The sequence below is a fragment of the Aquimarina mytili genome (assembly GCF_016735115.1).
In the GTDB taxonomy this organism is placed as follows: domain Bacteria; phylum Bacteroidota; class Bacteroidia; order Flavobacteriales; family Flavobacteriaceae; genus Aquimarina; species Aquimarina mytili.
The window spans coordinates 19,439-43,851 of record NZ_JAERQJ010000016.1; the positions used below are offsets into that span (position 1 = coordinate 19,439).

General features: G+C 34.2%; 23 protein-coding genes. 7 read left to right on the forward strand and 16 right to left on the reverse strand.

The genetic code is table 11. The features are described from left to right. Positions 1-600 carry a TetR/AcrR family transcriptional regulator gene (locus JJQ60_RS20905; RefSeq protein WP_201924508.1) on the reverse strand — a complete coding sequence of 200 codons (600 nt, stop codon included), beginning with the start codon at positions 598-600 and terminating at the stop codon, positions 1-3. Between the two features lie 109 nt (positions 601-709). Between JJQ60_RS20905 and JJQ60_RS20910 the strand changes: the two genes are divergently transcribed. After that, positions 710-2,269, forward strand: coding sequence for a GMC oxidoreductase (locus tag JJQ60_RS20910; RefSeq protein WP_201924509.1), 1,560 nt, complete (start codon positions 710-712; stop codon positions 2,267-2,269). On the opposite strand, the gene JJQ60_RS20915 is transcribed toward JJQ60_RS20910, so the two are convergent. From JJQ60_RS20915 to JJQ60_RS20945, 7 genes are all read right to left on the reverse strand, one after another. Further along, positions 2,266-2,466 carry a hypothetical protein gene (locus tag JJQ60_RS20915; RefSeq protein WP_201924510.1) on the reverse strand — a complete coding sequence of 67 codons (201 nt, stop codon included), beginning with the start codon at positions 2,464-2,466 and terminating at the stop codon, positions 2,266-2,268. The genes JJQ60_RS20910 and JJQ60_RS20915 overlap by 4 nt on opposite strands. A gap of 5 nt (positions 2,467-2,471) precedes the next feature. After that, entirely contained in the window at positions 2,472-2,699 is a 228-nt protein-coding gene (locus JJQ60_RS20920) for a putative signal transducing protein (RefSeq protein WP_201924511.1), read from the reverse strand. Between the two features lie 11 nt (positions 2,700-2,710). Then, complete coding sequence (locus JJQ60_RS20925; RefSeq protein ID WP_201924513.1) at positions 2,711-3,430, reverse strand: hypothetical protein; 720 nt, start codon at positions 3,428-3,430, stop codon at positions 2,711-2,713. Positions 3,431-3,641: 211 nt separating this feature from the next. Beyond that, entirely contained in the window at positions 3,642-4,757 is a 1,116-nt protein-coding gene (gene leuB / locus JJQ60_RS20930) for a 3-isopropylmalate dehydrogenase (RefSeq protein WP_201924515.1), read from the reverse strand. 70 nt (positions 4,758-4,827) lie between these two features. Next, positions 4,828-5,415 (reverse strand): 3-isopropylmalate dehydratase small subunit, encoded by a 588-nt coding sequence (gene leuD / locus JJQ60_RS20935; RefSeq protein WP_201924517.1) that lies wholly within the window; start codon positions 5,413-5,415, stop codon positions 4,828-4,830. Between the two features lie 4 nt (positions 5,416-5,419). Next, positions 5,420-6,802 (reverse strand): 3-isopropylmalate dehydratase large subunit, encoded by a 1,383-nt coding sequence (gene leuC, locus JJQ60_RS20940; protein ID WP_201924519.1) that lies wholly within the window; start codon positions 6,800-6,802, stop codon positions 5,420-5,422. Positions 6,803-6,866: 64 nt separating this feature from the next. Continuing rightward, a complete protein-coding gene (locus JJQ60_RS20945) occupies positions 6,867-8,039 on the reverse strand; it encodes a 2-isopropylmalate synthase (RefSeq protein WP_201924557.1) in 1,173 nt (390 codons plus the stop codon). A gap of 207 nt (positions 8,040-8,246) precedes the next feature. Here JJQ60_RS20945 and JJQ60_RS20950 point away from each other — a divergent pair, with 207 nt between their 5' ends. Next, positions 8,247-9,791 (forward strand): hypothetical protein, encoded by a 1,545-nt coding sequence (locus JJQ60_RS20950; protein ID WP_201924521.1) that lies wholly within the window; start codon positions 8,247-8,249, stop codon positions 9,789-9,791. 12 nt (positions 9,792-9,803) lie between these two features. Further along, positions 9,804-10,661 carry a DMT family transporter gene (locus JJQ60_RS20955; protein WP_201924522.1) on the forward strand — a complete coding sequence of 286 codons (858 nt, stop codon included), beginning with the start codon at positions 9,804-9,806 and terminating at the stop codon, positions 10,659-10,661. A gap of 6 nt (positions 10,662-10,667) precedes the next feature. Here JJQ60_RS20955 and JJQ60_RS20960 read toward each other — a convergent pair whose 3' ends face one another. Further along, positions 10,668-11,366 (reverse strand): RluA family pseudouridine synthase, encoded by a 699-nt coding sequence (locus tag JJQ60_RS20960; protein ID WP_201924523.1) that lies wholly within the window; start codon positions 11,364-11,366, stop codon positions 10,668-10,670. Between the two features lie 81 nt (positions 11,367-11,447). Continuing rightward, the gene (gene panB, locus JJQ60_RS20965; protein ID WP_201924524.1) at positions 11,448-12,266 is read right to left on the reverse strand and encodes a 3-methyl-2-oxobutanoate hydroxymethyltransferase; all 819 of its coding nucleotides are present in this window, start codon (positions 12,264-12,266) and stop codon (positions 11,448-11,450) included. 133 nt (positions 12,267-12,399) lie between these two features. Between panB and JJQ60_RS20970 the strand changes: the two genes are divergently transcribed. Next, a complete protein-coding gene (locus JJQ60_RS20970; RefSeq protein ID WP_201924525.1) occupies positions 12,400-12,876 on the forward strand; it encodes a nuclear transport factor 2 family protein in 477 nt (158 codons plus the stop codon). Between the two features lie 87 nt (positions 12,877-12,963). Here the strand turns inward: JJQ60_RS20970 and JJQ60_RS20975 are convergent, their stop codons facing one another. Further along, positions 12,964-14,388, reverse strand: a complete 1,425-nt coding sequence (locus tag JJQ60_RS20975; protein ID WP_201924527.1) for an L-serine ammonia-lyase — start codon at positions 14,386-14,388, stop codon at positions 12,964-12,966. A gap of 240 nt (positions 14,389-14,628) precedes the next feature. Between JJQ60_RS20975 and dnaK the strand changes: the two genes are divergently transcribed. Next, a complete protein-coding gene (gene dnaK / locus JJQ60_RS20980) occupies positions 14,629-16,545 on the forward strand; it encodes a molecular chaperone DnaK (RefSeq protein ID WP_201924529.1) in 1,917 nt (638 codons plus the stop codon). A gap of 133 nt (positions 16,546-16,678) precedes the next feature. Further along, on the forward strand, positions 16,679-17,983 hold the full coding sequence (locus JJQ60_RS20985; RefSeq protein ID WP_201924532.1) for a phenylacetate--CoA ligase family protein: 1,305 nt from the start codon (positions 16,679-16,681) through the stop codon (positions 17,981-17,983). 4 nt (positions 17,984-17,987) lie between these two features. On the opposite strand, the gene JJQ60_RS20990 is transcribed toward JJQ60_RS20985, so the two are convergent. Genes JJQ60_RS20990 through JJQ60_RS21000 form a run of 3 tightly spaced genes read right to left on the reverse strand, consistent with a single transcriptional unit; the run spans position 17,988 to position 20,977 of the window. After that, positions 17,988-18,659, reverse strand: a complete 672-nt coding sequence (locus JJQ60_RS20990; RefSeq protein ID WP_201924534.1) for a DNA alkylation repair protein — start codon at positions 18,657-18,659, stop codon at positions 17,988-17,990. A gap of 18 nt (positions 18,660-18,677) precedes the next feature. Beyond that, on the reverse strand, positions 18,678-20,381 hold the full coding sequence (ggt, locus tag JJQ60_RS20995; protein WP_201924536.1) for a gamma-glutamyltransferase: 1,704 nt from the start codon (positions 20,379-20,381) through the stop codon (positions 18,678-18,680). A gap of 11 nt (positions 20,382-20,392) precedes the next feature. Beyond that, positions 20,393-20,977: an acyl carrier protein phosphodiesterase gene (locus tag JJQ60_RS21000; protein ID WP_201924538.1), complete on the reverse strand. Its 585-nt coding sequence runs from the start codon at positions 20,975-20,977 to the stop codon at positions 20,393-20,395. Positions 20,978-21,099: 122 nt separating this feature from the next. On the opposite strand from JJQ60_RS21000, the gene glmM reads away from it, so the two are divergent. Then, positions 21,100-22,488, forward strand: coding sequence for a phosphoglucosamine mutase (gene glmM, locus JJQ60_RS21005; RefSeq protein ID WP_201924539.1), 1,389 nt, complete (start codon positions 21,100-21,102; stop codon positions 22,486-22,488). A gap of 42 nt (positions 22,489-22,530) precedes the next feature. On the opposite strand, the gene JJQ60_RS21010 is transcribed toward glmM, so the two are convergent. After that, positions 22,531-23,430 carry a lysophospholipid acyltransferase family protein gene (locus JJQ60_RS21010; protein WP_201924540.1) on the reverse strand — a complete coding sequence of 300 codons (900 nt, stop codon included), beginning with the start codon at positions 23,428-23,430 and terminating at the stop codon, positions 22,531-22,533. Between the two features lie 63 nt (positions 23,431-23,493). Beyond that, positions 23,494-24,396, reverse strand: a complete 903-nt coding sequence (locus JJQ60_RS21015; protein WP_201924541.1) for a lysophospholipid acyltransferase family protein — start codon at positions 24,394-24,396, stop codon at positions 23,494-23,496. Positions 24,397-24,413: the final 17 nt, after the last annotated feature.

The following is a 24,413-nucleotide window of genomic DNA, read 5'->3' on the forward strand; positions in this document are numbered from 1 at the left end:
TTATTTCATTAAACCTTCAAACTTTAAAAACATATAGTCTTTGATAGTCGATGCTAGTGTTTCTTTTGATTGCGTAAAAAATTTATCGTCTGTGATGAGTTGTAAAATAAAAAATTCGTCAATTTTTATCAGTAACTCAACAGATACAGGTTTAAACATTTTGTTTTCAATCCCCAAAAGATAAAATTGCTTTAGATCGTCTAATAATGCATATAAGAACTCTTCAATAATCTTCCATGCACTAGGATAATGCTGTTGCAATTGTCTAAGGTAAAAAGCAGAAATATCTTTTGCCCCTTCAGTTAGTATTCGGGCCAAGGTATCGTATTGATAATCTAATTGTAAGATTTCTCCAGTGATTTCATTTTTGTAACTATACAAACGATCTATTCTAACTTGAGTGATATAATCAAAAATTTCCTCTTTGGTTGTAAAATATTGATAGATAGTCGATTTACTTTTGCTCATAAGTAAAGCAAGATCATCCATTGTCAAATTTCCTAAATCGGTTTTTTTAATTTTTGGAAGCAACGCTTGAGTCCATGCTTCGACTTTTTTATTTTTTTCTTTTCTATCTTTGAGTATAGATTTTCTTCCCATACTTGGTAATTTATTAAAACCGAACTATATTTGAGTTGATAGTTTGATTTTTATTTTGTGATTTTTTCAAACTTAACAATTTATTCTAGTATATATACCAATTACAAACATGAGTGTTAAAAAAGAATATGATTATATTATTATTGGTAGTGGTTTTGGAGGATCTGTAAGTGCGTTAAGACTTTCAGAGAAAGGGTATAATGTTTTAGTGATCGAAAAAGGAAAATGGTATAAACCCAAAGACTTTCCAAAAACGAACTGGAATCTTAAGAAATGGTTATGGGTGCCTTTTTTTAGATGGTTCGGTATTATGAAGATGTCTTTTTTTAAACATGTAGTTGTTATTTCTGGAACAGGTGTCGGAGGAGGTTCTTTAGTCTATGCGAATACATTGCCAGTACCTAAAAAGGCTTTTTTTACTTCTGGTAGTTGGGGTAAACTAGCAGATTGGCAAAATGAACTAGCTCCATTCTATCAAACGGCTTTAAAAATGCTGGGTGCACAAAAAAACCCAACACTTTTTGATGGTGACAAAGCACTTAAAGAACTCGCAGCTGAAATGGATATCAAAGATAATTTTGAAGCAACAGATGTGGCTGTTTTCTTTGGCAAACCAAACGTAACTGTACCTGATCCTTATTTTGATGGAAAAGGTCCGGATCGAACAGGTTGTAACTATTGTGGAGGATGCATGACAGGATGTAGAGTTGGTGCAAAAAATACTTTGGATACTAATTACCTCTATCTAGCACAGCAATTAGGAGCTGAAATTCTTGCAGAAAATGAAGTTTATGATGTTATCCCTTTGGAAAATGGGTATGAGGTAAAGTATAAATCCTCAACCGGGATTTTTAAAATGAAAAAATCAATTAAGGCTAAGGGAGTTGTTTTTTCGGGAGGCGTGTTGGGGACTATAAAATTGTTGCTTAAACTGAAACAAAAATCATTACCTAAGCTTTCTGATCGACTAGGGCATGATATAAGAACGAATAACGAAAGCTTGATTAGTGTTACTAATCTTGATAGAAAAAAGGATATGTCAAAAGGAGTAGCCATAGGATCTATTCTTAATACAGATGAGAATAGCCATCTGGAGATTGTACGATATGCAAAAGGTTCTGGTTTTTGGCGATTGTCACATTTACCATTGACTCATGGTAAAAATACAATTGTAAGAGTAACTAAAATGTTTACAAGTTTTATAAAACATCCTTTGTCCTACATTAAATTATACACGACCAGGGACTGGAGTAAGAGTACAACAGTTTTACTTTTTATGCAAACTTTGGATAGTACGTTAAAGTTTAAACGAAATAGCTTTGGAGTTATGAATACCAGAGTAGCCGAAGGAAAAAAACCTTCAGCCTTTATTCCTCAATCTTTAGGATTGGCAAAACGTTATGCGAAACTAATTAAGGGTAAAGAAACAGTTTTTGCCTTAGAACCTCTTGCAGGAATTCCATCTACAGCACATATTCTTGGAGGTGCGGTTATGGGGGCAACCCCATCTGAAGGGGTTATCGATGAAAATAATAAGGTTTTTGGATATGATAACATGTTTATTTGTGATGGTTCTATGATATCGGCAAACCCTGGAGTTAATCCATCCTTGTCAATTACAGCTATAAGTGAACGAGCAATGAGTAAAATTGCGGAAAAGAAAAACTAATTTTTCTTAGAATTTTGAAAATGCCTGTAGATTAAAAAAACTCCATACCCTATAAATAATATTGTAAAAATAGCCCTGAAGTCCCATTCTATGTTTGCTTGTAGTCGATTGTAAAGTCGTAAACTTCCAAAAATGACTAAAGCAATTCCAATCATTAAATCCCAGGTTCTTCTAGAGGGTTTATTTTCGTCTTCCATAATGCTTATGATAAACTTTTTTCAATAATAGGGATAGCCTCTTCTACATCGGTTTTTTTCACAAAGAGTTGTATGTGATCGGGGAGCCCTCCACCAAAACCAGCCATCATACCAGATTTTAGATCATCTCGTGTAACAGAATTAATACCTCTATCCTGAAGTATGTTTTGTAGAAACTGTATATTAATTAAACTGCCTGTATATACTCGTTCGTATTCACTTTCGGGGAACATAAATTCTCTATTTAAGCATTAAAATATTTACTATTCCAGATTGCGGTGTTAAAGTTTTTGCCAAGAGCAAATCCATAGAAGAGTACCACAGCAGCTACCGATTTGAACATGAAGAAAAATATCATGATAAAAGTCGATGTATCACTGGTTTTACTAAACAGCCCATCTGGAACCATAAATGTAAGCAAAAGACTTACTAGAAAGGTAAGAAAAAGTAAGTTTTCAAAACTTTTAAAGAACCACATCATGATTTTTCTTAATGGATGTAGATCGTTTCCCCATTTATGAACAAGATAAAAGTAATCATTACCCATAGGAGCAAAGAGTAGGGGGTCATCTGCATTTTCTAATTTAAAAAGCTTAGAGGGTGCTATAATTTTAAATCCTTTAAGTTCTGTTTGATGCTTTTTCTCAAGCTCTTTAATTATTGTAATAGCTTCATGCGGAAGTTTTCCTTTAAAATATTTAGAATCTAAAAAGCGTAAACGATAATCAATACAGATGTTTTTGATCTGTTTGATATGATATATTTTATCAGTTTCTAATTGATCAAAATCAAATGAATTATAGGTAACATTTGAGGTATCATCCAAATTTTGAAGAATTCTGTCTTCATGCAATGCTTCCATTTTGAAAATATTTTGCACTTGACTTTTCCATGAAGATGAGTCAAATTCTTTAGATCTCAGTTTACTCAACTGCTTTTCAATATTTGTTCTTGGAAATAACATCTTCTTTTCTTTTTCATTAGCTCTACTAAATTACTGATTTGTGTATAGTTTATAAAATGTTACAGTGTTTAATCTTTTGAAAAACAGATATTTTAACGCTTGTTGAAAGTGAAAAAAGATTTTTTGTAATACTAGAAATAAAATAAAACGAAAAAGCAACCAAGAGAACAGACTCTGGTTGCTTTTTTAAAAACAGAATACTACTAAAAAATTAAATAATTGTAGATTGTCCGACGTGTATGTTTTCAAAATTGATATTAGAATCTTCAGGATTTAATATATAATCGGCTATAAAGTCACCTACTTTTTCGGTAGTTAATGGATTGGTAGCGTTTAGATCGGGTGTAGTAAGGTTTAATTCTAGTGCCTTTTCTACAGCATCTTTAATTGCATTAGCTTCTCCCAGTAAATCGAAATGTTCTAATAACATTGCTGCAGAAAGAATGGCTGCAATTGGATTTGCTATACCTTTGCCAGTTGCCTGAGGATATGAACCATGTATTGGCTCAAACATGCAACACGTATCACCAACGGATGCCGATGCTAATAAACCAATAGATCCTCCTATTACACTAGCTTCATCTGAAATAATGTCTCCAAACATGTTTTCTGTTAGAATAACATCAAATTGACTAGGATTTAAGATCATTTGCATAGCAGCATTGTCTACAAATAAAAAGTCAAGCGCAACATCATCATAGTCTTTAGCGATTTCGGTAACTACTTTTCTCCATAATCGAGAAGATTCTAAAACATTAGCTTTATCAACTAATGTTAATTTTTTTCTTCGCTTTTGCGCTGCTTTAAATGCTAAACGCGTAATACGTTCAATCTCTTCCTTAGAATACTCACAAAGATCGGAGGCTACGGTACCATCTTCATTCAAATGTTTTTTTCCAAAGTAGATTCCACCTGTTAGTTCGCGATAGATAGAAATATCAGTACCTTGAATAATCTCTGGTTTAAGGGGAGATTTGTCAATTAGTGTACTATAAGCTTTAACAGGTCTTATGTTGGCATAGAGGCCTAATTCTTTACGTAATTTCAATAATCCTTGTTCTGGACGTACTGGTGCACTAGGATTATTGTCATATTTTGGATCCCCTATAGCACCAAATAAAACAGCGTCTGTGTTGGCACAAAGCTCTAAAGTTTCATCTGGTAATGGGTTTTCGGTTTTGTCAATTGCAATGGCACCAACCAATGCTTCTTTGAAAACAAAGGTGTGATCAAAACTATGCGCAACAGCTTCTAATGCTTTAATAGCCTGGGCAGTCACTTCTGGACCAATTCCATCTCCTGATAATACCGCGATATCTAATTTCATATGTTTCTTTTTATTTTCGTCACTGAGTATTTCGACTTAGCTCAATACAGGCTTGTCGAAGTGTTTCTTATTATGCTTTTGCGTTTTCGAATGCTTCTATTTCTGATTTGTTACTGATTAAAAAATCGATATCGTCATATCCATTGATTAAGCATGTCTTTTTATAACTATTAATTTCAAATTCTGAAGTAATTCTACTAGTAAGAAGTGAGATTTTCTGTGCTTCAAGATCTACTTCGATTTGAGTATTAGGATCTTTTTCGATTGCATTAAATAGCTCTTTTAAATACTCTGGCGAAACCTGAATAGGCAATACACCATTATTAAGGGCATTTCCTTTAAAAATATCAGCAAAAAAACTAGATACAACTACTTTGAATCCGAAATCATGAATGGCCCATGCGGCATGCTCTCTACTAGAACCACATCCAAAGTTATCCCCAGCAACAAGTATTTTTCCGCTATAGGTTGGATTATTCATTACAAATTCTTCGTTTTTGCTTCCGTCTTTATGAAATCGCCAGTCTCTAAATAGATTTTCGCCAAAACCATCGCGATTAGTCGCTTTTAAAAATCGAGCAGGAATAATCTGATCTGTATCAACATTTTCTATAGATAATGGTATGGCCGAGGATGTTAGTTTTGTAAACTTATCCATGATTTTAGTTTAGTTGTTTAGTGATATCAATAATTTTTCCTTCTACAGCGGTAGCAGCAGCTACAAGTGGACTAGCCAGAATGGTTCTGGCACCTTGTCCTTGTCGTCCTTCAAAATTTCTGTTAGAGGTAGATACGCAGTATTCTCCTTCAGGGATTTTATCATCATTCATTGCTAAACAGGCAGAACAACCTGGTTGACGAAGCTTAAACCCAGCATCTTCAAAAACTTCTTTTAAACCTTCTTCTACAATTTGCTGAGCGACTTGTTGAGAACCTGGTACGAACCAAGCAGTTACATTATCAGCTTTCTTTTTCCCTTTAATATAATTTGCGGCGATTCTAAAATCTTCAATTCTACTGTTTGTACAACTACCTATAAAGACGTAATTGATTTTTTGGTCTACAAGAGATTGTCCTTTTTCAAAATTCATGTAGGCTAATGATTTTTCAAAAGAAGAATTATCATCAGTAGGAATACTTTCTGAAATTTTGATCCCCATACCTGGATTTGTACCATAGGTAATCATAGGTTCGATATCGGCAGCATCAAAATGATATTCTTTGTCAAAAACGGCACCTTCATCGGTTGGAAGTGTTTTCCAATAGGCTACTTTTTTATCAAATTCCTCTCCTTTAGGAGCAAACTCTCTATCTTTAATATATTCAAAAGTGGTTGTGTCTGGAGCAATCATGCCACCACGTGCACCCATCTCGATACTCATATTACAAACGGTCATTCGACCTTCCATAGACATCTCCTCAAATACATTTCCAGCATACTCACAAAAATATCCTGTACCTGCATTGGTTCCTAATTTTGCAATAATATATAGTATTACATCCTTAGGTAAAACTCCGGGTTTTAAGGTTCCGTTTACATTTACACGAAGACTTTTAGGTTTTTGTAGTAATAAGCATTGACTGGCAAACACCTGTGCTACCTGGCTGGTACCAATACCAAAGGCAATAGTACCAAACGCGCCATGTGTAGAAGTATGACTATCTCCACATACCATAGTCATACCTGGTTGGGTAATTCCTAGTTCTGGAGCCATAACATGTACTATACCATTATACTTGTGTCCGAGACCGTATAATGTGATATTGTTTTTTTGACAATTTTTAGTGAGTTGCTCTAATTGATTTCTGGATAAAACGTCTTTTACGGGCAGATGTTGATCTACAGTTGGTGTATTGTGATCTGCTGTAGCAACTATTTGATCAGGCCTAAAAACAGGAATTCCACGTTGTTCCAATTCTCCAAAGGCTTGTGGACTGGTAACTTCGTGGATTAGATGCTTATCAATATATAATATTTGTGGGCCATCTTGAATTTCTTTGACGACATGTGCATCCCAAACTTTATCGAATAAGGTTTTTTTCATTAATTTATCTTAAAAAATACTCCTCTAGTTTTTATAAGTCTAGAAGTATGTTTATATACTATTTTTAGGCAACTACGGCAACCGTTACATTAGAGTTTTTCATTATTTGATGGATATCATCATCCACAACTTCTTTTTTACGATCAGCGAATTTCAAAAACTCGGTATATACATCGTCTAGTTGAAGCTTGGTCAATTCGTATCCAACTTTTTTAGCTCTATAGGCTAATGCCGCTCGACCACTTCTTGCAGTAAGTACAATGGCAGATTCTGTTACACCGACTTCGGCAGGATCTATAATTTCGTAGGTTTCACGATTTTTTATCACTCCATCCTGATGTATTCCAGAACTATGTGCAAAAGCATTAGCTCCAACAATAGCTTTGTTTGGTTGTACCATCATACCCATATGATCAGATACCATCAGGCTGGTTTCGTACAATAACTTTGAGTTGATATCGGTATTAAGATTCAGGTAAGGATGCTGTTTCATGATCATTACTACTTCTTCAAGAGAAGTATTTCCTGCACGTTCTCCTATTCCGTTGATTGTACATTCGATTTGTCTGGCTCCGTTAATAGCACCTGCGATCGAATTTGCTGTTGCTAACCCTAAATCATTATGGCAATGACAAGAAATAATTACATTGTCTATTCCCTTTACATTTTCTTTTAGGTATTTGATTTTGGCCCCATACTCTTCAGGTAAACAGTATCCTGTGGTATCGGGTATATTAAGAACGGTCGCCCCGGCTTTGATCATAGCTTCACAAACTCGTGCTAAAAACTCGTTGTCGGTGCGACCAGCATCTTCGGCATAAAATTCAACATCTTCAACAAAGGACTTTGCATATTTTACCGCAGCAATTCCTCGTTCTATAACTTTGTCTTGTGTCGAATTGAATTTATATTTAATATGAGACTCAGAAGTACCAATTCCAGTATGGATTCTGGGTTTTTTAGCATATTTAAGCGCTTCGGCAGCTACTTTAATATCATTTTCTACTGCTCTGGTTAAACCGCAAACTGTTGCATTTTTAACAATTTTGGCGATTTCATTTACCGAAGTAAAATCTCCAGGGCTTGAGACGGGAAATCCCGCTTCTATAACATCTACACCTAAAAGATCTAGTTGTTCGGCAATGACTAGTTTTTGTTGGGTATTTAGTTTACAACCAGGGACTTGCTCGCCGTCTCTTAAAGTAGTGTCGAATATTTGAACTTTGTTGTCACTCATAGGAATTCCGTTGATTTTAAATATTGTGCTCATTTAAAAACAACATCTTTTTAAAATATTCTTAAAAGATGTTTCTTTAATCTATTACGAATTTATATTTTGGGAATTCAAAAGGGAAGTATTTTGTTGGTTGTTTTACAATGCTAAACTATTTCAATGAAATTATAAATTCCTTTTAATCAGTTAATTACAATATATTTTCTTACAATGACTAATGATCAAAAAGATCCTTTGTTTGTTTTAGTAAAGTCGCTTTCAAAATCAGAAAAACGACAGTTTAAGGTATATGTAGGCCGATTAGGGGTAAATACTGACTCCAAATTTCTGGCATTATTTAATCACCTAGACAAAAGTGATGCATTAGATGAAGATCTTATTGTAAAAAAAGGAATAGTTACCAAACAACAACTTTCTAACCTCAAGGCGCATTTATACAAACAGATATTAATTAGCTTACGTTTAAGTCCGTTACATCAAAATATAAGATCACAAATACGAGAGCAGCTGGATTTTGCTTCTATCTTATATCATAAAGGGTTATATAAACAAAGTTTAAAAATTTTAGAAAAAGCCAAGTCTCTGGCTAAAGAAAATGAAGAGCATAATATCGCCTATGAAATTGTTGAATTAGAGAAAATTATTGAAACTCAATATATAACAAGAAGTATCAATAGTAGAGCAGATGAGTTGACAGTAGAAGCCAAAATGTTAAGCATGAAAAATGTATTAACAAGCAGATTGTCTAATTTGTCACTTCAATTATATGGTCTTATGCTAAAGAGTGGTTATGTAAGAAACGATAAAGAACATAATGTTATTACCAATTACTTTCATAGCAAATTACCAAAATATGAATGGAGTATGCTTGGGTTTAGAGAGAAACTCTGGTTGTACAAAGCACATCTGTGGTATAGTTTCATTATTCAGGATTTTTTATCTTGTTATAAATATTCAAAAAAATGGGTTGATCTCTTTTACGAGCATCCCAAGATGATGGTTTTGAACCCTGTTTTCTTTTTAAGAGGAAATCACTATTTATTAGAGTCTCTGTTTTTGATTAAAGATAAAACTCAATTGCAGTTAATGTTATCAAAATTAGAAGAAACTATTGCAGATGATAGTTTTCCTAAGGATGACAATATTGCGGTATTATCCTTCCAATTTATTTATAATAATAAGTTAAACATTCATTTTCTTGAAGGTACTTTTGAAGAAGGGGAATATTTGGTAAAAGAAATTCTTAATGGCATAGATGAGTTTAAAAACCGATTAGATGATCATCATGTAATGGTGTTTTATTATAAAATTGGTTGCTTATATTTTGGAATGGGTAATCATAAAAAATGTATCGAATACCTTGCTAAAATTATTAACAATAAGTCCTTAAAAATGCGAGAAGACTTGATGTGTTTTTCAAGAGTTTTAAGTTTGGTGGCACATTATGAAGCGGGTATGGATTATCATTTAGAAAGCCAGTTAAAAGAAACCTATCGTTTTCTTATCAAAATGGATGATCTGCATGAAGTGCAAAAAGAAATGATTAAGTTTCTGAAGAATTTGGGAGACATTTTTCCACATCAGATTAAAGAGGAATTTAAAAAGTTGCATACAACATTAAAACAGTATGAAGATCATCCTTATGAAAAAAGGGCTTTTTTATATTTGGACATCTTGTCTTGGTTAGAGAGTAATATCGAAGGTAGACCAGTTGCAGATATTATTAAAGAAAAATCTAAAAAACTGATTCGATAATACAATTTCTTCATGCAAAAAAATCTACACCTACGTAATATATTAGAATTAAATTTGGCTATGCTCTTGATAAGTACATCGGGGGCATTAGGAAGATATATTGATATGCCAGTACCTGTGATTATTGGTTTTAGAGCCTTGTTTGCAGGGGTATTGTTGTATCTGTATTGTAGATGGAAAAAAATATCATTTAGAACCGGGAGTAAAGATCGACCAACTATTATTTTGAGTGGTGTTTTAATGGGATTGCATTGGGTAACTTATTTCTATGCACTTAAATTATCCAATGTGGCTATTGGTATGTTATCTATATTTATATACCCCGTAATAACCGCGCTATTAGAGCCGGTACTTTTAAAAACTAAATTTCAGAAAGTACATTTACTATTAGCTTTATTGGTTTTGGTAGGGATCTATTTTTTGGTTCCGGATCTAGATTTTAGTAATTCTTATACAAAAGCTGTACTTCTAGGTGTGCTTTCTGCGCTTTGCTACTCTCTACGTAATATTATTATGAAAACCAAAGTGGGAAACTACAATGGATCGGTTTTAATGTGGTATCAATTGGTAGTGGTCACTTTTTGTTTAATACCCTTTCTACTATTTATGGATAGTTCGGGAATTAAAAATCAGTGGCTTCCAACATTAACTTTGGCATTGTTAACAACAGCAATTGGTCATACTTTATTTTTGGCTAGTTTTAAACGATTCTCAATTACAACTGCAAGTATTATAAGTAGTGTGCAACCCGTATATGGAATTATTATTGGGATTATATTTTTAGGAGAAATTCCAGTGTTGTCAACCATCATAGGAGGGTTGTTAATATTAACTTCGGTAATTATAGAGAGTATAAGGACTTATAAATAAATTTGATTATAAGCAGGCGTCCCAAATTGCATCAGGTGGTGGCGGAGCAATAATAGTTAATGATTTTTTTTTTACCGGATGTATAAAAGTTAGTTTTCTTGCATGAAGGTGTATACTGCCATCTTTATTACTGCGATTAGCCCCATACTTCAAATCTCCTTTGATAACAGATCCAATACTTGATAGTTGTGATCTGATTTGATGATGACGTCCTGTATGTAAATCAATTTCTAATAAGTAGTAGTTATTAAGCTTTCTTATCAATTCATAATCTAAAATCGCTTTTTTACTATCAGGAACCTCATGAGCATGAGCATATGACTTATTTTGCTTTGGGTTTCGTTTAAGCCAATGTATAAGTGTGTCAGCTTTTTTAGGGGGGTGTTGTTGTACAACAGCCCAATATGTTTTTTTTGCTTCTTTATTTGCAAATAATTTGTTTAGCCTAGGTAATGCTTTACTGGTTCTAGCAAACACAACTATTCCACTTGTAGGGCGATCCAAACGGTGTACAACTCCAAGATATACGGCTCCAGGTTTATCATATTTCTCAGCTATATACTCTTTAACGATTTCACTAAGCGGTTTGTCACCTGTTTTATCACCTTGTACAATATCTCCGGCACGTTTATTAACGATGATGATATGGTTATCTTCATGCAGCACCTGGAGATTATTTTTATTTGAAAGCGTTTTTAAAGACAAATTTAAACAGGTAAAAAAATGGTAATTTTAACTAACAACTAACAACTAACAACTAACAACTAACAACTAACAACTAACAACCTAGTACTGCTCACTATCATTTGGAAAATCAACAGACTTTACATCAGTCACATATTGTTTAAAAGCATTTGTCATCTCTGTATATAGATCCAAATAACGTCTCAAAAAACGAGGGTTAAATTCATGCGTCATTCCTAGCATATCATGGGTAACTAAAACCTGTCCATCAACACCATTTCCAGCACCGATACCTATAATAGGAATGGTTAGACTTTCTGCCACTTCTTTAGCTAATTTGGCAGGAACTTTTTCTAATACAATAGCAAAACACCCTATTTTTTCGAGCATTAAGGCATCTTCTTTTAATTTTCGGGCTTCTTCCTCTTCTTTAGCCCTAACAGTATATGTACCGAATTTATATATGGATTGAGGCGTTAATCCAAGATGTCCCATTACGGGTATTCCTGCATTTAATGTTCTTTTAATAGACTCTTTGATTTCTTTACCTCCCTCCATTTTTACCGCATGACCTCCAGACTCTTTCATGATTCGGATAGCAGATCGTAACGCTTCTTTTGGATCACTTTGGTAGCTTCCAAAAGGAATATCAACAACAATCAATGCACGATCGATAGCCCTAATCACAGAAGAGGCATGATAAATCATTTGATCCAATGTGATTGGTAATGTGGTTTCGTGTCCTGCCATTACATTAGATGCAGAATCGCCTACAAGAATTACATCTACTCCAGCACCATCAACAATTTTTGCCATGGTATAATCATAAGCAGTTAACATGGATATCTTTTCTCCATTTGACTTCATTTCTACGAGTGACTTTACTGTGACACGTTTGTAATCTTTTTTTGCTGTAGACATTTTAATTGTATTGTTTTAGGATTGTAAAAGTAATCATTTACCGATATCGTAACAAGTATAAGGAGTTTTTGATTTTCTTTTATTTTAATTCCAAATTAAAATATTACATTTAATGATATCAAAAGTGATAATTATGTATAAATTGACAGTATTTGCTTTTTTACTTTTTACAAGTGTGGTGTATTCTCAAAAGGATCACTCTAAAGATGTTAATCGCTATAAAAAAGAAGTAAAACAGACTATTTTACAATTTTTTGAAGGTTTTCATGCGGGAGATACTGCTAAGATAAAAAAAACGATAGATCATAATATTGTAATGCAAACCATTGCAAAAACCAAAGAAGGAAAAATAAAAACCGTCAAAACTGATGTTGAAAAATTTTTAGCGGCTATACATGACAGACCGGCCGAACAACGATGGGATGAACGATTACTGCTTTTTAAGATTGATACTGATTCTGCTATTGCAAACGTTTGGACACCTTACGAGTTTTATCTTAATGATACCTTTAGCCACTGCGGAGTCAATGTGTTTCAATTATTCAACGATGGAACTTCATGGAGAATAATTGCTCTTGCAGATACAAGAACAAGAGAAGGGTGTAAATGATTTTTTGAATTACCTTACCAATTACGGTTTTGTAGTCATAGTCTATAGATACCTATAATCCTATTTTATACAGCCCTACTACTTGTTTTAACAATCACTTAAACTTACTTTTACAGCAAGTCCGCCTTCACTGGTTTCTTTGTATTTAGTGTTCATATCTTGTGCTGTTTCCCACATGGTTTCAATAACCTTGTCTAAAGGTACTTTTGCATGAGCCGCATCTGTATCCAGGGCCATTTCACAGGCATTAATAGCTTTAATAGCACCCATTGCGTTTCTTTCAATACATGGCACTTGCACTAGACCCGCAATAGGATCACAAGTTAATCCAAGATGATGTTCCATTGCAATTTCGCTGGCCATCAAGACTTGTTCTGGTGTGCCTCCCATCAATTCTGTGAGAGCACCTGCTGCCATTGCAGAGGATACCCCAATCTCCGCCTGACAACCACCCATGGCTGCAGATATAGTAGCTCCTTTTTTGAATAAACTTCCTATTTCTCCTGCGACTAGCATAAACTGTTTTATATCATCAAAATTGGCATCGTGATTTTCGATCACCATATAATACATCATTACCGCCGGGATTACTCCTGCGCTTCCGTTGGTCGGAGCAGTCACAACTCTACCCAAAGAAGCATTAACTTCATTTACTGCCAAAGCAAAACAAGAAACCCATTTTAAGATCTGACGAAATTTCACCTCAGTATCTCGTATGGCTTCAATCCAATCTGTAGGAGTATTATAAACGGCAGAACCAATAAGTTTTTGGTGTGTGTCATATGCTCTACGTCTCACATTTAAACCACCAGGAAGCGTTCCTTCTGTATGACAACCTGTATACATAGACTCAAGCATTACTGTCCATATTTGATCAATTCTATGATCTATCTCCTGGTCATCTCTCAAAGACCTTTCATTTTCCAGAACAATATCAGATACTTTTTTGTTTTGTGTTTGACAATAGTTGAGAAGATCGGTTGCCTTTTGAATTGGCATTGGAAACTCTTTAAATTCTGTAAGTTTTTTTTCTTTTCTCTTTCGTTCTTCTTTTACTACAAAACCTCCACCAATAGAATAAAATGATGAGTCTATTTTTTTTCCATCGGTCAAGGTAGCATGAAAAGTCATACCGTTAGGATGAAACTCTTTAAACTCTCTATTAAAAATAATTTGAGATGTTGGATCAAATGAAACCAATATCTCATTATTAAATTTAAGTTGTTTTGATGTGCGTATGGTATCTATAATTGAAGAAATGGTAGACACGTCTATGGTTTGTGGGTCATACCCACACAAACCTAAGATCACTGCAATATCTGTAGCATGGCCTTTTCCTGTGAGCGAAAGGGACCCAAAAAGGTCTACTGTTATCGAAATAACCGATTCAAATTGTCTATTTTCTTTAAGTTCTGCAATCCATCTGCGACCTGCACGCCATGGTCCTAAGGTATGTGAACTTGAAGGTCCAACACCTATTTTTAGCATATCAAAAACACTAATACATTCCATAATTCGTAATTATTGAAGCTATTTAGGGGGTAAATATAGTTTTTTGGTAATAAAGAAACTTCTTTTTTAAGGAATAGTTAGCGCGAGAGCTTCAGATTACTTTTTTGAAGTTAAAAAGCATAGATTTTATGATGGTTAAGAGAATTGTAATGACATCCTGTCATACAGATGGCAATGGCATAATCATTGACCTTACTGCAATAAATTATTACGAACAATAGTATAACAATTTAGTATAAAATGAGTAAAATAATAGGAATAGACTTAGGGACAACCAACTCTTGTGTTTCTGTAATGGAAGGTAATGAGCCTGTAGTGATCCCTAATGCCGAAGGAAAAAGAACGACCCCTTCTGTAATTGCTTTTGTAGAAGGAGGAGAAATTAAAGTAGGAGACCCTGCAAAGCGTCAGGCAGTTACAAATCCTACTAAAACGATCTCTTCTATTAAAAGGTTTATGGGTAATAAATTCTCAGAATCTTCAAAAGAAGCTGAGAGAGCTGCGTATAAAGTTGTAAAAGGAGATAATGATACGCCACGAGTTGATATCGATGGACGTTTATATACACCTCAAGAATTATCTGCAATGACACTTCAAAAAATGAAGAAAACTGCAGAAGATTACTTAGGACAAGATGTTTCAAGAGCAGTAATTACTGTGCCGGCATACTTTAACGATGCCCAGCGTCAGGCTACAAAAGAAGCCGGAGAAATTGCCGGTCTTAAAGTAGAACGTATTATCAATGAACCTACTGCTGCAGCATTAGCATATGGTTTGGATAAAAAAGGAACTGATCAAAAAATTGTAGTATTTGATTTTGGTGGTGGTACACATGATGTATCAATCCTTGAATTAGGAGATGGTGTATTTGAAGTATTGTCAACAGATGGTGATACACACTTAGGAGGAGATGATGTAGATCAAAAAATTATTGATTGGTTAGCTGAAGAGTTTAAAGCAGATGAAAATATGGATCTTCGTCAAGATCCTATGGCATTGCAACGTCTTAAAGAAGCTGCTGAAAAAGCTAAGATAGAATTATCTTCTTCTGCACAGACAGAAATCAATTTACCATATGTAACAGCTACTGCTAGTGGTCCTAAGCACTTGGTAAGAACATTAAGCAGATCTAAATTCGATCAGTTAATCGACGACTTAGTAAAACGTACTGTAGAACCATGTCGTACTGCACTTAAAGCAGCGGGATTGTCTACAAGCGATATCGATGAAATTATTTTAGTAGGAGGATCTACTCGTATTCCTGCAGTACAGGAAGCTGTAGAAAAATTCTTTGGTAAAGCACCTAGTAAAGGAGTAAACCCAGATGAGGTAGTTGCTGTTGGAGCTGCAATCCAAGGTGGAGTATTAACAGGAGATGTTAAAGATGTATTATTACTAGATGTAACTCCACTTTCACTTGGTATTGAGACTATGGGTAATGTAATGACTAAGCTTATTGATGCTAACACTACAATCCCAACTAAAAAATCACAAGTATTCTCTACAGCTGCGGATAATCAACCATCGGTAGAGATTCATGTATTACAAGGAGAGCGCCCTATGGCAGCAGATAACAAAACGATTGGACGTTTCCATTTAGATGGAATCCCACCTGCACAAAGGGGAGTACCACAGATCGAAGTAACTTTTGATATCGATGCAAATGGTATTATCAAAGTGTCTGCTACTGATAAAGCAACAAATAAATCTCAGGATATTCGTATCGAAGCTTCTTCAGGATTAACAGAAGAAGAAATCGAGAAAATGAAGCAAGAAGCGGAAGCTAATGCTGAAGCGGATAAAGCTGCAAAAGAAACTGCAGATAAATTGAATGAAGCAGATGGAATGATTTTCCAGACAGAGAAGCAGTTAACTGAGTTTGGTGAAAAATTATCTGATGATAAGAAAAAACCAATTGAAGATGCTTTAGAAGAATTGAAAAAAGCATATGAGTCTAAAGACCTTGCTGTAATCCAACCTGCTCTTGATAAAATCAATGAGGCTTGGAAAGTAGCTAGCGAAGAAATGTACAAAGCTCAAGCTGAAGCTCAACAAAATGGACAACCTGGACCTGATGCAGGAGCAGGAGCTGACCAATCTGGAGGAGGTTCTGAAGGAAGCGATGTTGAAGATGTAGACTTCGAAGAAGTGAAATAAGCACTAAGTATATCAATAAAAATGCGCAGTCAAAAGCTGCGCATTTTTTTTTACCTTTGTTTAAGCATAATTGGACCTTGATTAGTAAGACCATTATGATAGTCAACTTAGTTATAGTAAGGGTAATACACTAATGGATCTATTACAAATTTTTCGTAGAAATGCATTTTGGTTTTACGATTTTTTAAGAGGTTTTGATATCAGGGATCATTATCGTGATATCAAGCAGATTAATGAATTTCCTACGTCCGAATTTTCTAAAAATAAAAAGGCAAAATATCTTAAGGATATTCTTAATCATGCCATAGATACTACCGAGTTTTATAAAGCAGTTGATGACTCCAAGCTATCTAATTTCCCTGTAATCAATAAAAATTTAATTCGAGATAATTTTGAAGATTTTACTTCTTCAAAGTATAAAACGAAAAATTGTATTTTGGTTTCTACCAGTGGATCTACAGGAGCGCCATTTTCAGTATTGCAAAATATGAGTAAAAGATGCCGCAATACAGGAGATAACTTGTTTTATTCAAAAAAATCAGGATATGAAATAGGTTATGAATTGGTGTACATAAAAATTTGGCCGGATAACTTAAAACGCAGCCTGTTTTCTAAAGATTGGATACAAAATATTGTGCCACAAAGTGTTTTTAAATTAGAAGATGATGATATAGCAGAGTTTATCAAAAAACTTGAAGAAAGTACATCAAGAAAGAGCTTTTTAGGGTATGTGTCGGCTTTCGAAAAAATATGTAAATATTTAGACAGGAGTAATGCGAAATCGGTTAATTGTAATGTTCATTCTATTATAACCATTTCTGAAGGGTTAAATGAGTATACTCGTAGTAGATTGCAGAAATATTTTGGAGTAACCCCGGTATCCAGATATTCTAATAACGAAAACGGAATTATTGCTCAGGAAGATAAAAGTAAAGAACATAAGTTCATGATTAACCTGGCCAGCTATCATGTAGAGATATTGAGTCTTGATCAGGATATTATTATGCCTAATGGTGAACGGGGTAGAATTGTAGTTACAGATTTGCATAATTATGCAATGCCTTTAATACGTTATGATACAGGGGATATTGGAACTATGGAGGTTGATAAAAATGGAATCCCTTACTTAGCATCGATCGAAGGAAGAAAACTGGACCTTATTTATAATACTAATGGAGATCTTGTACCATCTCATATTTCGTATAAATTATGTAAATATGGAGAATATAAACAGTTTCAATTGGTTCAGTACGGAGAAAAAGAGTACTTGATAAAACTAAATACAAATACAAAAGTAGATGAAGAAAAAATGTTGTTAGAGTACAAAGAGTATTTGGGTCAAGATGCTAATATTACTATCGAATATGTGGACGAAATTCCTTTGTTATCCTCAGGGAAACGTCGCGAAGTTATGAATACATATCATTCTCAGCTTTAAAAAATTATAGAATTCTTTTTAAAGCTTCTTTTTGCGATAAGGGTTTTAATTTTGCTTGAGATACATAATGTTTTACAGATTCTGGATTTACCTTAGAATATTCTCTTAATGCCCAACCAATTGCTTTTTTGATAAAAAATTTATCTGAAAATTTATGTTGATCACACAAAGAGAATAACAAGGTTGCATTCGTTTTATCTTTATATCCTAGTTGAAATAATATCGCACTTCGGTTTAACCACATGTTTTTTGAAGAAGAAAAAGTATTGACAACAGTCTGTATTTGATCAGGATATTGCAGCAAGTAATTACCCAGAATATGTTTGGCAATAAAATCTACAGAATCCCACCAGGAGTTTGTAATAATTAGTTTTTTAATAAAATCTATATCCGATATTTCATATTTCTTCTTAATAAAACGATCCACAATTTCTATAGCACAATAATGCAATTCTCGCTGAGGTTTTTGATATAATATTGTTGCTATTTCAATAACATTGTTTCTTGTTAACTGGTCTTTAAAATCATTAATTAGTTCTTTTAGGAATGCTTTTCTTATGGGAGCTTTTATGCCGTACAAAGGGAAGAGGTTTTTTAAATAAACCTTCATGGCTTTGGCTTCGGTTTCATTTGCTTGTTTCTCGAATTTTAAAAGTAAGGAGGTAATAAAATCCATGAATTTTTGGTGTATTATTTAAAATCCGATAGCAGTATCGTCTCCTCTTTTATCAGCTCCTCCTTCAAGAGTTCCATCGGGTAATACAAGGATACCATCTACCTTACTTGTAATTTTGGATTTTTTTACATTTATAGAGTACCCTTTTGCTTCTAAAGCGCTGAACAATTCTTTGTCAAACAAATTTGGCTCAAAATAAATTTCATCTGGTAACCATTGATGGTGAAAACGAGGAGCATTTACTGCATCTTGCATGGTCATTCCAAATTCTTTTACATTCAAAATGGTTTGTAATACCGAAGTTATGATCGTAGATCCTCCAGGGGTGCCCACAGACATCCATAATTTATCATCTTTTTCAATAATAGTCGGTGTCATAGAACTTAGCATTCTTTTTTCAGGAGCAATTGCATTAGCTTCGGCTCCGGTTAACCCGAACATGTTTGGTGTACCTGGTTTTGCACTAAAATCATCCATTTCGTTATTGAGGAAAAAACCTAATTCAGGAATATAAAGTTTGGATCCATAAGCACCATTAAGTGTAGTGGTTACAGATATTGCATTTCCAAATTGATCGATAATAGAGTAGTGGGTAGTTTCATTACTTTCATACCCAGAAATATTACCACGGTTTATTTCTGAAGATGGTGTGGCTTTGTCAAAACTAAAAGCTTCCATTCTTTTGGTTAAATACGCATTACTTAGAAGAGAATCAACAGGAATCTCAACAAAATCTGGATCTCCCAAATAAAAACTACGATCAGAATACGCTCTTCGTTCTGCTTCTACCAGTATTTGAATCGCTTCAAGTTGATTATGATCATAGGCACTTAGATTATAGGGCTCTATCATCCCCATAATTTGGGCTAAACAAATGCCTCCACTTGATGGTGGGGACATTGATATAACAGATAGGTCTTTATATGTAAACCGTACAGGGTCTCTCCATTTTACGTTATACTTCTTAAGATCTTCTAAGGTTATGATTCCGCCTTTTTGCTGAATAAAACCAACTAGTTTTTGCCCAGTTTCTCCTTCATAAAACTCATCTCTACCGTTTTTGATAATCCTATAAAGCGTTTGTGCTAATTTTGGATTTTTTAAAGTATCGCCTGCGGTGTACCCTTTAAGAATAGGGATAGTATCTTCATTTACTTTGAAAAAATATTCTTTATAATGTTCAAAACGTTTTTCTTGCTTTTCTGTAATTACAAAACCTTTATTAGCGAGTTCAGCTACGGGAGTAAGGATGTCTTGGATAGGTAACGTGCCAAATTTTTTGTGTACTGCAAAAATTCCTGCAATAGTTCCAGGAACTCCTGCAGCCAGAGCTCCGTATTGACTTTTCTCAGGGATGGGATCTCCTTGCTCATCGAGATACATGTTTTTGGTTGCTGCCAGAGGTGCTTTCTCTCGATAATCTAGTGCCCCTGTTTCTCCATCGGCTTTTCGATATATCATAAATCCTCCTCCTCCTAGATTACCTGCATATGGGTAAGATACTGCAAGTGCCATTTCTGTTGCGACCATTGCATCAAAAGCATTTCCACCTTTTTTCATAATTTCAACTCCAATTTTTGAAGCTTCTTCTCTTGCAGACACAACCATCGCTTTTTGAGTGATAAGACCTCGTATAGGAGTATAGGTTTTTGCGGGTTTATCTGTACTGGTTTTGCAGGATACTATAAATAAGGCAAGCAAAAAATATAGACAATGCTTCATATAATGCAGAGTTAAAGTTTTTTCATTTCGTTTTTGGTATATAGCTCAACATCTTCGAAAAATGTTCGAAATTCTTTTCCAAAATCGGTATAATATTGTTCAAGTTCTATGACTGCAAAATTCATTTTGGATCGATTTTTTGTTCTACGATTCATACCTGATAGAACATTTCCAATACCCGAAATGGAGGCATAACTTAATAACCAGTTATCTTGTTCCATATATGGTAATAGCTTTTGGATTTCTTTTGGTAAGATTTCATGATGTTGATGAAGTAATCTGTAAAAATCTAAAGTATATTCTTCTAAAGGGGTGTCAGAATATTCTACCCAATTAGCAGCAAGAAAGTGATCGTATAAAATATCAACGATCACTGTGCTATAATGCCTGTATTTTGGGAATAAGCGCGACACACTTTTTTTTACAATATCATGAGAATCTGTGAATGAATCAATTTTTCGATGCAGTGTAATACCCTGGCTTATACGTTCAGGATAGTCAAGAAATTTTTTTCCTTTAACAGAGTCTGCTATAAAATTACCGATTTTTAATTCAGGGTCTTCTCCAGAGAGATAAATGTGGGCTAAGAAATTCATTAGAGAAATTTACAATTTTTTGATAAATAAGTGTTGTTTTTAGGTAAACTTTAAGGCTAAAGTTGTAGTAATCTTTTGTAGCTCGTACATTTGCCCTCAAACCGAACAATCAATATTATAAAATGACATTAATAAAATCAATCTCTGGAATTAGAGGCACAATAGGAGGTACCGTTGGAGACAACCTTACGCCAGTAGACGCAGTCAAATTTGCTTCGGCATATGGAAGCTGGTTAAAAAAAGAAACAAATAAAAAACACCCAATTGTTGTTGTAGGACGTGATGCTCGAATTTCAGGTGCGATGATTCAGCAATTGGTAATGAATGGCCTTGTTGGTTTAGGAATTCATGTGATTGATTTAGGGCTTTCGACTACGCCAACTGTTGAAGTGGCTGTGCCTATCGAAAAAGCCGATGGAGGTATTATTTTGACAGCCAGTCATAACCCAAAACAATGGAATGCTTTAAAATTGCTAAATAATAAAGGAGAATTTTTAAATGCCGAAAATGGTAAAAAGATCCTGGATATTGCCGATAATGATGAGTATACTTTTGCTGAAGTTGATGATTTAGGAAGTATTACCGTTAATGATACATATATAGATAAACATATCGAAGAAGTATTAAATCTTCCATTAGTTGATGCTGAAGCTGTAAAAAAAGCTAATTTCAAAGTGGTGGTAGATGCTGTAAATTCAACAGGAGGTATCGCCGTACCCAAGCTTCTTAGAAAAATGGGTGTAGAAGTGGTAGAATTGTATTGCGAACCTAATGGACATTTTCCACATAACCCAGAACCGCTTAAAGAACATTTAACTGATTTGTCTGAATTGGTTGTTAAAGAAAAAGCTGATCTAGGACTTACTGTGGATCCTGATGTTGATCGTTTGGCTTTTATGAGTGAAGACGGAGAGATGTTTGGAGAAGAATACACTCTTGTGGCCTGTGCAGATTTTGTCTTAGGAAAAACCCCCGGTAACACCGTATCTAACTTATCTTCAAGTAGAGCTTTGAGGGATGTGACCCAAAAACATAATGGACAATATGAAGCCAGTGCCGTAGGAGAGGTCAACGTAGTATCGACAATGAAAGCTAATAAAGCAGTTATTGGTGGAGAAGGAAATGGTGGAATTATTTATCCAGAATCACACTATGGAAGAGATTCTTTAGTCGGAATTGCTTTGTTTCTTACACATCTGGCAGAAAAAAAATGTACAGTAAGTGAACTTAGAAACAGTTATCCATCGTATTTTATGAGTAAAAATAAAGTACAACTAACTCCAGAATTAGATGTAGATGGTATTTTGGCAGGTTTTCATAAAAAATATGCTTCAGAAGAAGTATCTACAGTTGATGGTGTAAAAGTGGATTTTGAAGAGAGTTGGGTGCACCTACGTAAAAGTAATACCGAACCCATCATTCGTATTTATACTGAAGCTTTAAGTCAGGAAAAAGCAGATCAATTAGCATTAGACACGATAGCAACTTTAAAAGAAATTGCAGGAATATAAAAATCCTAATATACCGGGCAGATTGAATCTCTGCCTGGTATATTACTGTACAACTGCACCCTCAGGTTTTTCTGCATTACGATGCTTCCATCGCTTGTGAGTCCAGAGATAATATTCTGGTTTTTCATGTATTTGTTCTTCTAGTAATCGAAGATATTTTTTTATAGAATAATATTTCTCTTCCTCTTTGCTATTCTCGGTTATAGGGATGAATTTAACCTCATAATGCCCTCGTTTTACTTTTTTTACTTGAAGATATAAAACAATAACATCTAATCGTTGAGCAAGAAACTCACCTCCCAGAAATATAGGAACTTTAACCCCCATAAAATCGGTCCAGTATTTGGCATTTTGAATTTTTGGAGATTGATCAGAGATCATACCATATGCACATACCGTGTTTTCTTGTTTATCTTTAATAATCTGCCTGGCTACCTTGTGACTAGCAATTAATCTCGAGTTAAAACGACCTCGTATACGATGTGCAAGATTATCAAAATGTTTGTTTTTGATTTGTTTATAGATTCCAACGCAAGGATTTATAGATACTAAATCTATGGCATTAGACCATTCAAAACTTCCATAATGGCCCATGAGAGCAATAATACTTTTGTTCTTTTTTTCGAATTCATGAAATTCTTCAAGATTAACAACTTTATAACGCTTGATAAGTTCTTCTCTGGAAATAGAAAGTGATTTTGTCATTTCTAAAAACATGTCACACATATGCTTGTAGAATGCTTTACGAATACTGCTTATTTCTTTTTTAGATTTTTCCGGAAAAACCAGTACTAGATTTTGGGTTACAATGTTTCTCCGATATCGTATCACATAATATGTTAAGATGTAGGTGCAGGTAGAGAAGGCATAAAACAACTTCCATGGTAGTTTAGATATTCCTAAGATAATAGGGTAGGTGATACTATAAATTAGTAATTGCATGAGTAGATGGTTAAAAACTCATAAAGGTAAACTTATTTATCAGTATTTGGCTAGTTAGCGTTCTTAATCTACCGTAGCACCTTCTGGTATTTCTGCATTACGATGTTTCCAACGTTTATGAGACCATAAATAGTACTCTGGTTTATTCTTGATTTGTTTCTCTAATAACCTTAAGTACTTTTTTACAATAGAATATTCTTCACTATTCTTAGAATCTTCTGTGATGGGAACAAATGTAGCTTCGTAATACCCTCTTTTTATTTTTTCAACTTGTAAATAATAAGTTCTTAAATCTAGACGTCTGGCCAATACTTCTGCTCCTATAAATGTTGGGACTTTAACTCCCATAAAATCTGTCCAGTAAAAAGCATTATATATTTTTGGGGATTGATCAGAGACTAATCCATACATATACGGCCCCGTATTCTCAGACTGATCTTCTGTAATAACTTTCATGGCATCTTTTGTAGTCACTACGCGTGAGCCAAATCTTGCACGTATTTTGTGTACTAACCTGTCAAAGTACTTATTATCTATTTTTTTATAGATACCTACTGCCTGAAAATCTGTCTGTATATCTACAACATTAGACCATTCGTAGCTTGCATAATGCGCCATAAAAACCATTATATTTTCACCATTTCCTTCTAAACGTCTAAGCTCATCGATATTAGTTACCTTAAAACGACGCATCATTTCATCATTTGAAATTGAAATTGATTTAATCATTTCCAGAAACATATCGCACATATGTCTATAGAATTCTTTACATATTCTTTTAATTTCTTTTGGAGTTTTCTCCGGAAAAACTAGTTCGAGATTGTTAGTAACCGTTTTTTTTCGATATCGAAAGATATAGTATACCAAGAAAAATATACCTGTAGAAAAAGCGTAAAACAATTTCCAGGGTAATCTCGAGATTAACCATAAGAGTGGATAAACTATACTATAGGTAATTAATTGCATATAATAGATGGGGTTTG

Coding starts and splice junctions, on each gene's coding strand:
- glmM (WP_201924539.1), top strand. CDS start 21,100: ATGACATTAATAAAATCAATCTCTGGAATTAGAGGCACAATAGGAGGT.
- leuB (WP_201924515.1), bottom strand. CDS start 4,757: ATGAAATTAGATATCGCGGTATTATCAGGAGATGGAATTGGTCCAGAA.
- JJQ60_RS20945 (WP_201924557.1), bottom strand. CDS start 8,039: ATGAGTGACAACAAAGTTCAAATATTCGACACTACTTTAAGAGACGGC.
- JJQ60_RS20990 (WP_201924534.1), bottom strand. CDS start 18,659: ATGGATTTTATTACCTCCTTACTTTTAAAATTCGAGAAACAAGCAAAT.
- JJQ60_RS20910 (WP_201924509.1), top strand. CDS start 710: ATGAGTGTTAAAAAAGAATATGATTATATTATTATTGGTAGTGGTTTT.
- JJQ60_RS21000 (WP_201924538.1), bottom strand. CDS start 20,977: ATGAATTTCTTAGCCCACATTTATCTCTCTGGAGAAGACCCTGAATTA.
- JJQ60_RS20925 (WP_201924513.1), bottom strand. CDS start 3,430: ATGTTATTTCCAAGAACAAATATTGAAAAGCAGTTGAGTAAACTGAGA.
- JJQ60_RS21015 (WP_201924541.1), bottom strand. CDS start 24,396: ATGCAATTAATTACCTATAGTATAGTTTATCCACTCTTATGGTTAATC.
- JJQ60_RS20985 (WP_201924532.1), top strand. CDS start 16,679: ATGGATCTATTACAAATTTTTCGTAGAAATGCATTTTGGTTTTACGAT.
- JJQ60_RS21010 (WP_201924540.1), bottom strand. CDS start 23,430: ATGCAATTACTAATTTATAGTATCACCTACCCTATTATCTTAGGAATA.
- JJQ60_RS20975 (WP_201924527.1), bottom strand. CDS start 14,388: ATGGAATGTATTAGTGTTTTTGATATGCTAAAAATAGGTGTTGGACCT.
- leuD (WP_201924517.1), bottom strand. CDS start 5,415: ATGGATAAGTTTACAAAACTAACATCCTCGGCCATACCATTATCTATA.
- JJQ60_RS20905 (WP_201924508.1), bottom strand. CDS start 600: ATGGGAAGAAAATCTATACTCAAAGATAGAAAAGAAAAAAATAAAAAA.
- JJQ60_RS20920 (WP_201924511.1), bottom strand. CDS start 2,699: ATGTTCCCCGAAAGTGAATACGAACGAGTATATACAGGCAGTTTAATT.
- JJQ60_RS20915 (WP_201924510.1), bottom strand. CDS start 2,466: ATGGAAGACGAAAATAAACCCTCTAGAAGAACCTGGGATTTAATGATT.
- dnaK (WP_201924529.1), top strand. CDS start 14,629: ATGAGTAAAATAATAGGAATAGACTTAGGGACAACCAACTCTTGTGTT.
- panB (WP_201924524.1), bottom strand. CDS start 12,266: ATGTCTACAGCAAAAAAAGATTACAAACGTGTCACAGTAAAGTCACTC.
- JJQ60_RS20955 (WP_201924522.1), top strand. CDS start 9,804: ATGCAAAAAAATCTACACCTACGTAATATATTAGAATTAAATTTGGCT.
- leuC (WP_201924519.1), bottom strand. CDS start 6,802: ATGAAAAAAACCTTATTCGATAAAGTTTGGGATGCACATGTCGTCAAA.
- ggt (WP_201924536.1), bottom strand. CDS start 20,381: ATGAAGCATTGTCTATATTTTTTGCTTGCCTTATTTATAGTATCCTGC.
- JJQ60_RS20970 (WP_201924525.1), top strand. CDS start 12,400: ATGTATAAATTGACAGTATTTGCTTTTTTACTTTTTACAAGTGTGGTG.
- JJQ60_RS20950 (WP_201924521.1), top strand. CDS start 8,247: ATGACTAATGATCAAAAAGATCCTTTGTTTGTTTTAGTAAAGTCGCTT.